Here is a 12772-nt window from a genome sequence, read left to right as displayed (position 1 = left end):
CCGCCCGCCCTCTCCCTTTCCGCTTTTCCGCATCACCGATGGACCGCCACCCTTCAAAGACCAAGGCCGCGCTGTGGATGGCGGGCTGGCTCACGCTGATGCTGGTCATCGCGATTTCCGGCCGCGAAGCCATGCGGGACATGAACGTGTTCCAACTGATGGAGGTGCGCTCGGTCCTCGGCTTCTTCATGCTGTACCCGCTGCTTCACGCCAGTGGCGGATTGTCGATCGTGAAGACCGCGCGCGTGCACATGCACATCGCGCGCAATTTGATCCATTACGGCGCACAGCTTGGCTGGTTTTTCGCGCTGACGCTGATCCCGATCGGCCAGGTGGTGGCGATCGAATTCACGATGCCGATCTGGACGGCGATCCTAGCCGCCGCTTTCCTCGGCGAACGCATGACGGTGTGGAAGATTGCGGCCATCGTGCTCGGGCTGATCGGCGTCATCATCATCGTCCGCCCCGCCACGGGCGAGGTCAATCCGGGCCAGCTGATCGCACTCGCTGCAGCCGTCGGCTTCGGCATCTCGGTTGCGATGGTGAAGTCGCTGACCCGCACCGAACAGACGCTGGCGATCATCTTCTGGATGCTGGTTGTCCAGTCGGCCGCCGGCCTGTTGCCGTCGCTCTACGTCTGGATATGGCCGCCGGCGCGTACATGGGTTTGGGTCCTCCTGATCGCCTTCTGCGGCACTTTCTCGCACTACTGCATGGCGCGCGCGATGCTGTACGCGGATGCGACCGTCGTGCTTCCCATGGATTTCCTCCGGGTGCCGCTGACGGCGACCGCAGGCTGGCTGCTCTATTCGGAACGGCTCGACCTGTTCACGGTGCTCGGCGCAGTGCTGATCCTGACCGGCAATCTCTTGAATTTGATACCGAACGCGCCAGCTCACGCGCGCGCAGGCACGTGACGTCGGGCGCGGCTGTGACGTCGATCACGCAAGCACGGCGCGCCGCCGTGGCATGCCTGATGGCAACAGGATAGTCGCCTGCAATCGCTGCGGTATTTTTTTGCTGCGCCAACTGTGGTGTTTTCGTGTAACCTGACGCAACGCGTTACCTTCAAAGTCTTTTCGATTCTGCTGGGGGATTTCAGATGCGCACCCTTACCCTCCTCGCCTCGCTGATCTGCGTGGCGCTGACTGCGACCGCCGCGCATGCCGACAGGCGAGTCGCCTTCGTCGTCGGCAACGGCACCTACAAGAACGTGACGCCGCTGCCCAACCCGACCATCGACGCCAAGTCGATGGCCAGCGCATTGCGCAATGTCGGTTTCGAAGTGGTCGAGGGCACCAACCTCACCCGCGACAAGATGACCGAGAAGCTGCTCGATTTCGGCAAGAAGGCGCAAGGCGCTGACATCGCGGTGTTCTACTATGCCGGCCACGGCATCGCGATCAGCGGCACCAACTATCTGCTGCCCATCGATGCCGACATCAAGTCGGAGATGGACGTCAAGCTGGGCGCGGCCATCAATATCGACCTCACGCTCGACCAGACCATGAGCGACGCCAAGGTCAAGTTGGTGTTCCTCGATGCCTGCCGCGACAATCCGTTCGCCGCCAAGATCAAGTCGAACTCGCCGACCCGAAGCGTCAATGTGCAGACCGGCCTTGCCGAAATGAAATCCGGCGAAGGCACGCTGATCGCGTTCGCAACCGGCCCGGGCCAGACCGCGCTCGACGGCCAGGAAGGCGCCAACAGCCCGTTCACCCGCGCGCTGATCGCCAACATCACCCAGCCTGGCGTCGAGATCCAGCAGGCGATGACCAAGGTCCGCGCCCAGGTCAACGAGGAGACCAACAAGGGCCAGTTGCCCTGGGGCCATACCAACCTGATCGGTTCGGTCTATCTCAACGGCACGCCGGCGAACGCGCCCACCGCCGCGGGCACTCCGTCGGCACCGACCGCAGTTGCGGCCGCGCCGAGTTCGGATGTCGAACTCGAGTTCTGGCGTTCGATCAAGGACTCCAACAAGACTGAGGAGTTCAACGCCTATCTCTCAAGCTATCCGAACGGCCAGTTCCGTTCGCTCGCCTTGGCCCGTATCGCCGCGCTCGAGAGCGGCGCAGCTCCGAGCACGCAGACGCGCAACCTAACCGCCGGCATCGATCCTGCGACTTTCACCGAGGAAGCGAGCCAGGTCACCGAGGACCAGATCGGCCTCGACAAGGGCCAGCGCCGCGACGTGCAGCGCCGCCTGAACGGGCTCGGCTTCGACGTCAAGGCGACCGGTAAGTTCGACGAGCCCACCCGCGCCGTGATCACGCGCTGGCAGGCCGCGCGCGGCTATCCGAAGAGCGGCTACCTCAACCGCCTGCAGCACAAGGCGCTGCTGACCGAGGTCGTGTCGACCACGGCGACAAATTCGGGCGATGAGGAGCGTCCGCGCCGCCGCGCCAGCAGCGGTGGCGGCAGCGCGCCCGCCCCGCGCCACCATGGCGGCGGCATCGATCCCGGAGCCGCCTTCGTCGGCGGGGTCGTCGGCGGCATGCTGGGCGGCGCGTTTCGCCGGTAACACTCACAAAACGTCAAACAAAAAGCCCGGCTCGCCGCCGGGCTTTTTTCTGGCCGGTCCGCGCTCGGACTACTTCCCCGCTGCCTTGCGCAGCGCCTCGTTGATGCGATCCTGCCAGCCCGGGCCGCCCTCCTGGAACCATTCCAGCACGTCCTGATCGATCCGCAGCGTCACCTGTTCGCGCACGCCGGGAACGGCGTTCGTCTTCGGCGGAGCTTCAGCCACTTTGGCTGTGGCGCGCTTGAACGCGGCTTCCGCCTCGCTGCGGGCGTCGTTCAGCGTGCGCGGTCGTCTCGGCTGATCGGCCATTGCTAGATCCCCTCGAACAGCGCTGTCGACAGATAGCGCTCGGCGAACGATGGCACCACAACCAGGATGGTCTTGCCAGCGGCTTCCGGCCGCTTGCCGATCTGAAGCGCCGCCGCGATCGCCGCGCCCGAGGAAATGCCGCCGGGAATGCCCTCGTTGCGGGCCAGCGCGCGCGACGTCTCGATTGCGGTCGTGCTGTTGACCTTCACGATCTCGTCGATCACGGAACGATCGAGGATGTCGGGGATGAAACCGGCACCGATGCCCTGGATCTTGTGCGGCGAATGCTGGCCGCCCGACAGCACCGGGCTTTCCTCGGGCTCGACGGCAACGATGCGCAGCGACGGCCTGCGTGGCTTCAACACCTGCCCGACGCCGGTGATGGTGCCACCGGTGCCGACGCCCGCGACGAAATAGTCGATGTTCCCGCCGGTATCGTTCCAGATCTCCTCCGCGGTGGTGCGGCGATGGATCTCGGGATTGGCGAGGTTCTTGAACTGCTGCGGCATCACGGCGTTGGGCGTGGTGCGCACCAGTTCTTCCGCGGTCGCGATCGAGCCTTTCATGCCCTGCGCCGCCGGCGTCAGCACGAGTTCGGCGCCGAGGAACGCCAGCATCTTGCGGCGCTCGATCGACATCGATTCCGGCATCACCAGTTTCAGCCGATAGCCGCGCGAGGCCGCGACGAACGCCAGCGCGATGCCGGTATTGCCCGAGGTCGGCTCGATCAGCACCGTATCAGCATTGATGATGCCGGCCTTCTCCATCGCGACGATCATCGCAGCACCGATGCGATCCTTCACGCTCGCCGCCGGATTGAAATATTCCAGCTTGGCAAGGATCGTCGCATGCGCGCCGTGGACCTGCGGCAATCGGCGCAGGCGGACGATCGGCGTGTCGCCGATCGCATCCACGATGGAGTCATAGACCAATCCTCGTCCCGGCCGTTGCACTGCACGCGTAGTTGAAGGCGCATCCATCGCAGGGCTCCCTGACAAAATGTCCCGCGAAAATCGCGGTCTTCGTTAGTTAGGAACAGCGCACACCGCAGCGCAAGAAGGGGAAACGATCGATTGGCAAATTCGCTGCATCGCAATAGCGAAATGTTTCTAAATAGCGATAAACCAACGCAATTGTGTTGCGACAACGTCAAACAAACCGGTGTATAGGTTACCTGAAATTAAATCCCGTCAGATCGCAAGGAGGTCACGATGACAGCACTCGCTGAAATCCCGTCGACCATCGCGGTTCGCCCGGACCCGCGCGGGTGCGATCTGCCGACCTGCCCGGTGTGCGCAGATTCCATGATAGCGGCAGAAGCGTCGGCCTATCTGTACGACAGCATCATCAGCTATCTCTGGACCTGCGACACCTGCGGTTACGGTTTCGTGACCAAGCACTCGATCAAGCGCTTCATGTGCAATTGAGCCTATCTGGCGGCGATGTCACCGCGCGCCCAATCGGCGCGCGTCTGATTCTGGAAATCCTCAAATCTCCCGCTCGCGATCGCGGCGCGAATGTCCTGCATGAGCTGCTGGTAATAGGCGACGTTGATCTCCGACAGCAGCATCGCGCCGAGCGTCTCACCTGACTTCACGAGGTGGTGCAGATAGGCGCGTGAATAGCTGCGCGCGGCAGGCCATGGGCTCTCCTCGTCCAGCGGACGCGGATCGTCGGCGTGTCGTGCGTTGCGCAGGTTCACGGGTCCGAATCGCGTGAACGCCACGCCATGGCGTCCGTTGCGTGTCGGCATCACGCAGTCGAACATGTCGACGCCGCGCGCGACCGCTTCGAGAATGTCCTCGGGCGTGCCGACGCCCATCAGATAGCGCGGACGATCCGCTGACAGCACCGGCACGCTCTCCTCGATCATTGCAAGCATCACCGCCTGCGGCTCCCCGACCGCGAGCCCGCCGATCGCGTAACCGTGAAAGCCGATCTCGACCAATGCTTCCGCACTCTGCCGACGCAGCTCCGGCACATCGCCGCCCTGCACGATGCCGAACAGCATGTAGCCGGCAGGCGCAGTCTCGAAAGCCCGCTTGCTGCGCTCGGCCCAGCGCAGCGACAACCGCATCGCGCGCTCGATGTCGTCGCGCTCCGCCGGCAGCCGCACGCACTCATCCATCTGCATCGCGATGTCGGAGCCGAGCAGCCGCTGCACCTCGATCGAGCGTTCCGGCGACAGCTCGACCTTGGCGCCATCGATATGCGATCGGAAAGTCACGGCGTTCTCGCTGACCTTGCGCAGCTCCGACAGCGACATCACCTGGAAGCCGCCGGAGTCCGTCAGCATCGGGCCGTTCCAGCCGGTGAATGTCTGTAGCCCGCCCAGGGCTGCGATGCGTTCGGCGCCGGGCCGCAGCATCAAATGATAGGTGTTGCCGAGCACGATGTCGGCGCCGGCATCGCGCACCTCGCGCCAGTGCATGCCTTTCATCGCACCGGCGGTGCCGACCGGCATGAAGGCCGGCGTGCGCACCACGCCATGCGGCGTGGTCAGCCGGCCGGTACGGGCATGGCCGTCAGTTGCGAGCAATTCGAAATGGTTGGGAAGGCTCATGCGGCCGCTTATGGCGTGACAACGGCCCCCGTTCAACCGCGTTGAGGGCAATTTCTCCCGCAAGGCCGTTGACGGCGCCCGGACTCTCCCGCATAAGTTCGCCGCCATGATGATTTCGACCAAACGCACCACCACGACCAAAAAGCTCTCCGGGGCCTTGGGAGGCGTGCGCGCGTAGTCGGACGAACCGCAGCATCTCGAACCGAAGCCCCGCCTGATGAAGGTCCGGGGCTTTTTTATTGCTTTATTCTGATCCTGAAGGAGACTCCCGTGAAGAACGATCCCGTTGTTGCCATCGCCGGCGTGACCGGCGCCGTCGGTGCCGAGTTCATCGCCACCATGGACCGGCGCGGCTTCCCTGTGCGCAAGCTCAAGGCGCTCGCAAGCGCACGTTCGGCGGGCAAGACCATCGAGTTCCGCGGGCAACAGGTCGTCATCGAAGAGCTCAACGAACGCTCCTTCGACGGCGTCGACATCGCTTTGTTCTCGGCCGGCAGCGGCGTCTCGAAGAAGTTCGCGCCGGTCGCGGTGAAGGCCGGCGCCGTCGTGGTCGACAATTCCTCCGCCTTTCGGATGGACCCGAACGTGCCGCTGGTGATTCCGGAGATCAATGCCGGCCGCATCCGCGAGCACAAGGGCATCATCGCCAATCCCAATTGCGCTGCGATCACCGCGCTGGTGCCGCTGTGGCCGATCCACCAGAACAACCGCATCAAGCGCGTGATTATCTCGACCTACCAGGCCGCAAGCGGCGCCGGCGCCGCGGCCATGGAAGAGCTGGTGGAATCGACCCGCGCCAATCTGAACGGACAGGTCTATACGCCGAAGGTGATGCCGCACACTTATGCCTTCAACCTGTTCAACCACAACACCGCTGTTGATCCCGAGACCGGCTACAACGACGAGGAGACCAAGGTCATCAAGGAGACCCGCAAGATCTTTGAGGACGATAGGATCGCAGTCGGCGTCACCTGCGTCCGCGTGCCGGTGCTGCGCGCACATTGCGAGGCCATCACCTTCGAATGCGAAAGGCCGATCAGCGAGGATCAGGTACGCATGCTTCTTGCGGCCGCGCCGGGCGTGCGGATCGTGGACGATCGCGCCGGGAACTACTTCCCGATGCCGATCGATGCCTCCGGACAGGACGACGTGCTGGTCGGCCGCATCCGCAAGGATCTGAGCGACCCGAGCGGCCACTCGATCTCGATCTTCGTAGCGGCCGACCAGCTTCTCAAGGGGGCGGCGCTGAACGCGATCCAGATCGCGGAGCTGTTGCCCGAGCGCGTGATGGCGTGAGCGGGCCGGCACCGCCGGCAAATTAGCCATGACGGCGGTGCGACGACGCGATATAGAGCGACATCGCAAAGCGCGGACAGGACGTAAAGCACTGACGAGGTTAATGGCACGGGCGGCACGGCAGAGTGTTGCGAAGTCTCGCGGCGGCCGCCCGACAAAAAGCGCCGCCATCCAGCGCGACCTGCGGCTCATCGAGGTCGCCACCCAGCTTTTTCTGGAGCGTGGCTTCGAAGCGACGTCGATCGATGCCGTCGCGGAAACGGCGCGGGTCAGCAAGCCCACGGTCTACGCTCGCTATCGCGACAAGCGCGGCCTGTTCGAGGCCGTGCTGCGCCGCGAGATTGCGCGCTGGCTCTCCCCGCTGGCGACAGCGGCGGAAATGCAGTGCAGCGATGTTTCCAGTACTTCCGTCGAGCAAGCTCTCCTCGATCTCGCGCGACAGATGCTCGATCTGATCAGCGGACCCGAGCCTGGTGCCCTGAGCCGCATTGTGGCGGCGCAGGCAACCAACTTTCCCGAACTCGCAAGGCTGGCGGAGGAGGAAGGCTACCTCAAAGCGGTTTCGACCATGACCCGTCTGTTTGATCGCCTGGTCGCCGAGGGAGCGGTCCAGATCGAGGACACGACCATCGCCGCTGAGGTCTATCTCAACATCACGGTCGGCCACACCTTCCGGCAGGCAACCAACGCCATTCCAATCGACCGGAAGGCTGAGGAAAAACGCTTGCGGGCCTCCTTGCGGCTGTTGATGACCGGCATCGGCGGACCGGGCGGGCGGCCGCGCACATCCGGCGCACGGACTCGCCCGAGCCGCTGACATCTCGACCAGCCATGCCGGACGCTGCGGGCTGCCTCCCGATTTGGCTGGCGCTCAAACGCCGAAGAGCTGTTGACGATAACTAAACGATACCGTATGGTTTTATTAAGTGAGCCGGCGATATCCGCCGCACCGGACGTCATCCAGTGCTCACGCCGTCGCAGACTTCGATCGGCGCAACCTGTGTCTCCCTGGCCTCCAAGGCTGGCTTGCGCTGTTCGGACGGCCGACCCGGACGCGGGTCGGCCGTGTCCTTTCGGCGCAACGAAGCTGACGGGAAGGACGCTGCTGCAGGCGGCGCGACGCGCGGTAGTCGTCTCGACCAAGAAGGATCGCCTCGTTGGCCCCCAGCAAGCTACGCGAAAGATGCATCAATCTCGTGGTCGCGGGTCTTGCGATCGCGGCGCCGTCATGCGCGGCGCGAGCCGAAGCGGGAAATCAGGGAACGCCGGAAGAGCGCGAGGCCTGCACACCCGATGTCTTCAGGTTCTGCTCCGGTTCCATCCCGAACACCGACCAGATCGTTTCGTGCCTTCACGCAAATAAGCGGCAGTTGAGCGAAAAATGCCGCGAAGTGATCTCGGTTCGGAACTCGAAAATGCCAGATCGAAGTGCCAAATGATCGGTGACATGGGGGCTGCGGACGAGATGCTTTGAACGACAGAGGAGGATCGATGGTGAATCCGCGCACGCTCCCCACGAGCGCGATGTCCAGGACAACACGGCACCTGCTTGTGGTCGGTCTGCTCGCGCTGCTGGCATCTGCGCCCTCCTCTGCGGCCGCGGCCCCTTCAGGCCCTGAGTCCACGTCCAACCAGGAACAGGAAACGGAGTCTGACGACCAGGCGGTCGCCCATCAGATTGAGCTTTTCCGAACCGCCCAGGTATCGCTGAGCCGGGCCATCGAGATCGCCGAGCGCGCACACACCGGCGCCAGGACCTCCGATGTCAGCTTCGACGGAGGAACAGGCGCGCCGATCTACCGAGTCAGAACGTTCTACGACGGCAAGCTCTGGGAACACGCCATCGATGCGGCCACCGGCGAGATCTCGACGGACCGGCTGGTATCGCCGCTGAAGGAACTCAATGCGGAGGACCGCACCAACATCGCCTCGCTATCGGGTGTTGACCAGCAGCTTTCGGATGCAGTGCGGGTGGCGGAACGCGCCGCCTCGGGCAAGGCCATCAGCGGCGGCCTGACACGCGAGCGCGGCAAGCTGAACTTTGTGGTCATCGTCGTCAGCGGACTGGACCTGAAGCAGGTGATCCTCGAACCACCTCGCCGCAAGAACCGCTGACATTCGTTCCCTTCTCTCCGTGTCGGAGAAGGTGGCGCGACCGTCCTTGTGGAGAGAACCCCTCACCCGAATGAGTCCAGTAGCAGCGGCGGAGCAGCCCTCTCCCACAGGGGCGAGGGCACATCAACTGGCTGCGTGAACGCGTAGAGCTCCTGCGCACTCCACCCTACACAATCTACAGAAACCCGCGTCCCTCATGCGCGCGAAACAGCAGACACGCATCGCCGTACGAGTAGAACCGATAGCCTGCCGCGATCGCATGCGCATAGGCCTGCTTCATCGTCTCGAGCCCGGAGAACGCCGACACCAGCATGAACAGGGTCGAGCGCGGCAGATGGAAATTGGTGAGCAGGATATCGACCGCGCGAAAGCGGTAGCCCGGCGTGATGAAGATCGCGGTGTCTCCGCTGAACGGCTGGATCGTGCCATCCTCCCTCGCCGCGCTTTCGAGCAGGCGCAGCGAAGTGGTACCCACCGCGACGATGCGCCCGCCTTTGGCGCGCGCGGCATTCAACGCTGCCGCCGTCTTCGCGGAGATGCAGCCCCACTCGGAATGCATCCTGTGCTCGGAGGTGTCGTCCACCTTCACCGGCAGGAACGTCCCTGCCCCGACATGCAGTGTCAGCCTGACAATATCGACGCCGCGGCCGCGCAGCGCCGCTTCCAGCGCCGGCGTGAAATGCAGGCCCGCGGTCGGGGCGGCGACCGCGCCCTCATTGAGCGCGAACATGGTCTGGTAGTCGGCGGCGTCCTGGTCATCGGGCGTGCGCCTGGAGGCGATATAGGGCGGCAGCGGTGGGGTGCCGAGATCGGCGATGGCCTGGTCGAGCGCCGGCCCGTGGAAAGAGAATGACAGCGTCACCTCGCCTTCCTGCCCCTTGGCTTCGACCTGTGCATCGAGATGCCCGAGCAGGCAGACCTTGCCCTCATTGCCGAAGCGAACAGTATCACCTTCCGCCAGTTTCTTCGCCGGCTTCACCAGCGCCTGCCAGCGCGAACCGTCGAGCCGCTTGATTAGCGTCGCCTCGATCTTCGGCTCGGTTTCGCGGCCGATGCGGCGGCCCTTCAATTGCGCCGCGATTACCTTGGTGTCGTTGACCACGAGCTGGTCACCCGGCTCGAGCCATTCTGGCAGTTCGGCCACGGTGCGGTCGCGCAGCACGTCGTCGCCCTGCACCACCAGCATCCGCGCGGCGTCGCGCGGATTCGCAGGTCGCAGCGCGATCCGCTCGGGTGGGAGGTCGAAGTCGAAGAGATCGGTGCGCATCTTGGCTAGTACGCTGCGGCCTGATCCTCATCCTGAGGAGCGCGGAACGCGCGTCTCGAAGGATGAGGCCCGCGTGCGGCAGCACCGGGGCCTCATGGTTCGAGACGCCTGCTACGCAGGCTCCTCACCATGAGGAGCCGAAGTTACTCCGCGTCGACGGCCATCCTTGCCTTGACGATCTTGTCCGGGTTCTGCACCGGCTCGCCGCGCTTGATCTTGTCGACGTTCTCCATGCCCTCCGTGACCTTGCCCCAGACCGTGTACTGGCCGTTGAGGAAGGAGGCGTCGTCGAAGCAGATGAAGAACTGGCTGTCGGCGGAATCCGGGTTGGCGGCGCGCGCCATCGAGGCGGTGCCGCGGACATGCGGCTCCCTGTTGAACTCCTGCTTGAGCTTTGTTCCGGAGCCGCCCGTGCCGGTGCCGTGAGGGCAACCGGTCTGCGCCATGAAGCCGTCGATCACGCGGTGGAACACGATGCCGTCGTAGAAGCCCTCACGCACCAATTCCTTGATGCGGGCGACGTGGTTTGGTGCGAGATCAGGCCGCATCTCGATGGTGACAGGACCCTGGGTCGTCTCAAGGATCAGAGTATTTTCGGTGGCAGCCATGCTCGCCTCTCTTCGGTCTTGGGTTGACGTTTACGAGTTCTGAAGGGGATCGCAAAAGGCCGGCCTGCGACCGCGCCGCCCAGTGCTTCCGTAAATGGCAATGGCGTGCAGCGTTGCAATGCCTCCATCACCGCGATCCGGTATTGTAAACGGTCATTGTCGCTGGCCTGTTCCGTCTCGTAGGTGATCCTGGGCTGTCCCAGGATTGCCCCCTGGCGGTTGAAACTGACGATCACCGTGATGTCGATCGGGTTGGCCTGCGACAGCGGCGGCGGCTTGAAGCAGGAGTGCAGCCTCACGAGGATGTCCTTGAGGGTGTCGAGCTTCTCGGGCGCCGGCTGCGCCTGCGCCGCGCAAGCAAGCAGCATCAGCGGCGCTGCAAACCAGAGAAATGGTTTGCCGCGCAACACTGGCGAGCCTCACTTGATGTCGGATGCGACTTGCACCTTCACCATCTTGTCGGGATCGGTCACCGCGCCGCTCGGCGATCCCGCCGGCGCCTTCTTCAGCTTGTCGACCACATCCATGCCGGACACGACTTCACCGATCACGGTGTACTGGCCGTTCAGGCTCGGTCCGTCCGCATACATGATGAAGAATTGCGAGTTGGCGCTGTCGACGCTGTCGCCGCGGCGCGCCATGCCGACGATGCCGCGCTTGAACGGTACGTTCGAGAATTCCTGCTTCAGGTTGGGGTATTTCGAGCCACCGGTGCCGTTGAAGTTCTGGCCGTCGCCGGTCTGCGCCATGAATCCGTCGATCACGCGGTGGAACGGCACGTTGTTGTAATAGCCCTCGCGCGCCAGTTGCTTGATGCGCTCGGCATGCTGCGGGGCGATGTCCGTCCTGAGCTTGATGACGATGCGGCCCTTGTTGGTGTCGATCGCGATCGCGTTGGCCTTGTCCAGATTGGCCGGCAAAGGCTGTGCGACCGCGGGAGCCACACAGAGAAGCGCGGCGAGAACGGCGAGAATTCGGATCATGAAAACTCCGGACCGGATATCAGAGGGGATCAGCGGGAAGCTAGCTGGCGAATTTGGCCTTGAGGCGGACGGCAACCGCCTTGGGTACGAAGTTGGAGACGTCGCCGCCCATACTGGCGATCTGGCGCACCAGCGTGGCCGTGATCGGCCGCACCGTCGGCGAGGCCGGCAGGAACACGGTCCGCACGTCAGGCGCCATGGTTTCGTTCATGCCGGCGATCTGCATCTCGTAATCGAGGTCGGTGCCGTCGCGCAGGCCCCGGATCAGGATGGTAGCACCGGCTCGTTGCGCCGCGGTGACGGTCAGGTCATCGAACGTGATGCATTCAAAATCGCACCCGGCTTTCGTGGCGACCGGGCCGAATACCTCCTGCAGCATTGCCAAGCGCTCCTCGACCGAAAACAGGGGCTTCTTCCCCGGATGAACGCCGATGGCGACCACCAGACGGTCGCAGAGGGCGACGGCGTGTTTGACCACGTCGAGATGGCCGTTGGTGACCGGGTCAAACGAGCCCGGATAAAGCGCGATGCGAGGCATATCCCCCTCTAGCCTGCCCCGGGCCGGCCGGCAAGCCAGCCGGGTTCCCTGACCGCCTCAGACCCCAATGTTTCGTCCGCTGCCGCCAACGAAACAAAGCCGTCAGTGGACGAAACCGTTTTAGCCGCGGCGCGAAGACAACCGGAAACCCCGGCCAACTATCACTCCCCGCAACGAAACGACGGGCCGCCAAGGCCCACCGTCAGGGGACCGTCATGATCAAGGCACTTTCCGCCGTCGCCATCGCCGCTTTTGTTGCCGCTGCGCTCACCGTGCTTCCGGGCTTCGCGCCCCAGGTCGAAGCCAGCGTGCCCCGCGCTCTCGCCAAGGCCGACCGGCTGGATATCCGCCCCGCCGCCAAGGACTGCTCACAGCAGAATTGGCCGAACTTTGATGCCTCCTGCCTCCGCAACGCCGGCAAGACCACAGTCCGCGAGGCCCGCCTGGTCACCGCCGACCGCACCCCGTAGGGCAAGCGCCCTTCCCGAGCAGGTGACGTTCCGTTCGTAGCCCGGGTGAAGCGAAGCGCAACCCCGGGTCTAGTCAGTAGCAACGGGCTTTCCCGGGTG

At 64.1% G+C, this 12772-nt stretch carries 15 protein-coding genes; 7 read left to right on the top strand and 8 right to left on the bottom strand.

Features of this window, described 5'->3' with window-relative positions; all coding sequences use genetic code 11:
• Positions 1-38 precede the first annotated feature (38 nt).
• Complete coding sequence (locus I6F35_RS36620; RefSeq protein ID WP_225122490.1) at positions 39-917, top strand: DMT family transporter; 879 nt, start codon at positions 39-41, stop codon at positions 915-917.
• A 185-nt stretch (positions 918-1102) separates the two neighbouring features.
• Positions 1103-2524, top strand: coding sequence for a caspase family protein (locus tag I6F35_RS36615; protein ID WP_225122486.1), 1422 nt, complete (start codon positions 1103-1105; stop codon positions 2522-2524).
• A 69-nt stretch (positions 2525-2593) separates the two neighbouring features.
• Here I6F35_RS36615 and I6F35_RS36610 read toward each other — a convergent pair whose 3' ends face one another.
• Together I6F35_RS36610 and cysK are read right to left on the bottom strand one after the other, a co-directional pair.
• Positions 2594-2833: a BrnA antitoxin family protein gene (locus tag I6F35_RS36610; RefSeq protein ID WP_225122485.1), complete on the bottom strand. Its 240-nt coding sequence runs from the start codon at positions 2831-2833 to the stop codon at positions 2594-2596.
• 2 nt (positions 2834-2835) lie between these two features.
• Positions 2836-3813, bottom strand: a complete 978-nt coding sequence (gene cysK / locus I6F35_RS36605) for a cysteine synthase A (RefSeq protein WP_225122484.1) — start codon at positions 3811-3813, stop codon at positions 2836-2838.
• 231 nt (positions 3814-4044) lie between these two features.
• Here cysK and I6F35_RS36600 point away from each other — a divergent pair, with 231 nt between their 5' ends.
• Positions 4045-4260: a hypothetical protein gene (locus I6F35_RS36600; RefSeq protein ID WP_225122483.1), complete on the top strand. Its 216-nt coding sequence runs from the start codon at positions 4045-4047 to the stop codon at positions 4258-4260.
• A gap of 2 nt (positions 4261-4262) precedes the next feature.
• On the opposite strand, the gene tgt is transcribed toward I6F35_RS36600, so the two are convergent.
• Positions 4263-5396, bottom strand: a complete 1134-nt coding sequence (tgt, locus tag I6F35_RS36595) for a tRNA guanosine(34) transglycosylase Tgt (protein WP_225122482.1) — start codon at positions 5394-5396, stop codon at positions 4263-4265.
• Positions 5397-5666: 270 nt separating this feature from the next.
• Here tgt and I6F35_RS36590 point away from each other — a divergent pair, with 270 nt between their 5' ends.
• From I6F35_RS36590 to I6F35_RS36580, 3 genes are all read left to right on the top strand, one after another.
• Entirely contained in the window at positions 5667-6692 is a 1026-nt protein-coding gene (locus I6F35_RS36590; protein ID WP_225122481.1) for an aspartate-semialdehyde dehydrogenase, read from the top strand.
• Positions 6693-6795: 103 nt separating this feature from the next.
• Positions 6796-7509 carry a TetR/AcrR family transcriptional regulator gene (locus tag I6F35_RS36585; RefSeq protein WP_225122489.1) on the top strand — a complete coding sequence of 238 codons (714 nt, stop codon included), beginning with the start codon at positions 6796-6798 and terminating at the stop codon, positions 7507-7509.
• 674 nt (positions 7510-8183) lie between these two features.
• The gene (locus I6F35_RS36580; RefSeq protein WP_225122480.1) at positions 8184-8807 is read left to right on the top strand and encodes a PepSY domain-containing protein; all 624 of its coding nucleotides are present in this window, start codon (positions 8184-8186) and stop codon (positions 8805-8807) included.
• Between the two features lie 175 nt (positions 8808-8982).
• Here the strand turns inward: I6F35_RS36580 and queA are convergent, their stop codons facing one another.
• The 5 genes from queA to coaD all read right to left on the bottom strand — a co-directional run bounded on the left by queA (position 8983) and on the right by coaD (position 12203).
• The gene (gene queA / locus I6F35_RS36575; protein ID WP_225122479.1) at positions 8983-10074 is read right to left on the bottom strand and encodes a tRNA preQ1(34) S-adenosylmethionine ribosyltransferase-isomerase QueA; all 1092 of its coding nucleotides are present in this window, start codon (positions 10072-10074) and stop codon (positions 8983-8985) included.
• A 143-nt stretch (positions 10075-10217) separates the two neighbouring features.
• Positions 10218-10682: a peptidylprolyl isomerase gene (locus I6F35_RS36570; RefSeq protein WP_225122478.1), complete on the bottom strand. Its 465-nt coding sequence runs from the start codon at positions 10680-10682 to the stop codon at positions 10218-10220.
• Positions 10658-11050 (bottom strand): TonB C-terminal domain-containing protein, encoded by a 393-nt coding sequence (locus tag I6F35_RS36565; RefSeq protein WP_225122488.1) that lies wholly within the window; start codon positions 11048-11050, stop codon positions 10658-10660. Before I6F35_RS36565 ends, I6F35_RS36570 begins: the two co-directional genes overlap by 25 nt.
• A 51-nt stretch (positions 11051-11101) precedes the next feature.
• Positions 11102-11665, bottom strand: coding sequence for a peptidylprolyl isomerase (locus I6F35_RS36560; protein ID WP_225122477.1), 564 nt, complete (start codon positions 11663-11665; stop codon positions 11102-11104).
• Positions 11666-11705: 40 nt separating this feature from the next.
• A complete protein-coding gene (coaD, locus tag I6F35_RS36555; RefSeq protein WP_225122476.1) occupies positions 11706-12203 on the bottom strand; it encodes a pantetheine-phosphate adenylyltransferase in 498 nt (165 codons plus the stop codon).
• A gap of 215 nt (positions 12204-12418) precedes the next feature.
• Here coaD and I6F35_RS36550 point away from each other — a divergent pair, with 215 nt between their 5' ends.
• A complete protein-coding gene (locus I6F35_RS36550) occupies positions 12419-12673 on the top strand; it encodes a hypothetical protein (protein WP_225122475.1) in 255 nt (84 codons plus the stop codon).
• Positions 12674-12772: the final 99 nt, after the last annotated feature.

The organism is Bradyrhizobium sp. BRP22 (genome assembly GCF_020194175.1).
Classification (GTDB): domain Bacteria; phylum Pseudomonadota; class Alphaproteobacteria; order Rhizobiales; family Xanthobacteraceae; genus Bradyrhizobium.
Note: the sequence above shows the minus strand (reverse complement) of the source record. Positions and strands in the feature narration are given on the sequence as shown.

Bases quoted from the DNA above. Each gene is read 5' to 3' on its own strand.
- I6F35_RS36620 (WP_225122490.1), top strand. From the start codon at position 39: ATGGACCGCCACCCTTCAAAGACCAAGGCCGCGCTGTGGATGGCGGGC.
- I6F35_RS36615 (WP_225122486.1), top strand. From the start codon at position 1,103: ATGCGCACCCTTACCCTCCTCGCCTCGCTGATCTGCGTGGCGCTGACT.
- I6F35_RS36610 (WP_225122485.1), bottom strand. From the start codon at position 2,833: ATGGCCGATCAGCCGAGACGACCGCGCACGCTGAACGACGCCCGCAGC.
- cysK (WP_225122484.1), bottom strand. From the start codon at position 3,813: ATGGATGCGCCTTCAACTACGCGTGCAGTGCAACGGCCGGGACGAGGA.
- I6F35_RS36600 (WP_225122483.1), top strand. From the start codon at position 4,045: ATGACAGCACTCGCTGAAATCCCGTCGACCATCGCGGTTCGCCCGGAC.
- tgt (WP_225122482.1), bottom strand. From the start codon at position 5,396: ATGAGCCTTCCCAACCATTTCGAATTGCTCGCAACTGACGGCCATGCC.
- I6F35_RS36585 (WP_225122489.1), top strand. From the start codon at position 6,796: ATGGCACGGGCGGCACGGCAGAGTGTTGCGAAGTCTCGCGGCGGCCGC.
- I6F35_RS36580 (WP_225122480.1), top strand. From the start codon at position 8,184: ATGGTGAATCCGCGCACGCTCCCCACGAGCGCGATGTCCAGGACAACA.
- queA (WP_225122479.1), bottom strand. From the start codon at position 10,074: ATGCGCACCGATCTCTTCGACTTCGACCTCCCACCCGAGCGGATCGCG.
- I6F35_RS36570 (WP_225122478.1), bottom strand. From the start codon at position 10,682: ATGGCTGCCACCGAAAATACTCTGATCCTTGAGACGACCCAGGGTCCT.
- I6F35_RS36565 (WP_225122488.1), bottom strand. From the start codon at position 11,050: ATGCTGCTTGCTTGCGCGGCGCAGGCGCAGCCGGCGCCCGAGAAGCTC.
- I6F35_RS36560 (WP_225122477.1), bottom strand. From the start codon at position 11,665: ATGATCCGAATTCTCGCCGTTCTCGCCGCGCTTCTCTGTGTGGCTCCC.
- coaD (WP_225122476.1), bottom strand. From the start codon at position 12,203: ATGCCTCGCATCGCGCTTTATCCGGGCTCGTTTGACCCGGTCACCAAC.
- I6F35_RS36550 (WP_225122475.1), top strand. From the start codon at position 12,419: ATGATCAAGGCACTTTCCGCCGTCGCCATCGCCGCTTTTGTTGCCGCT.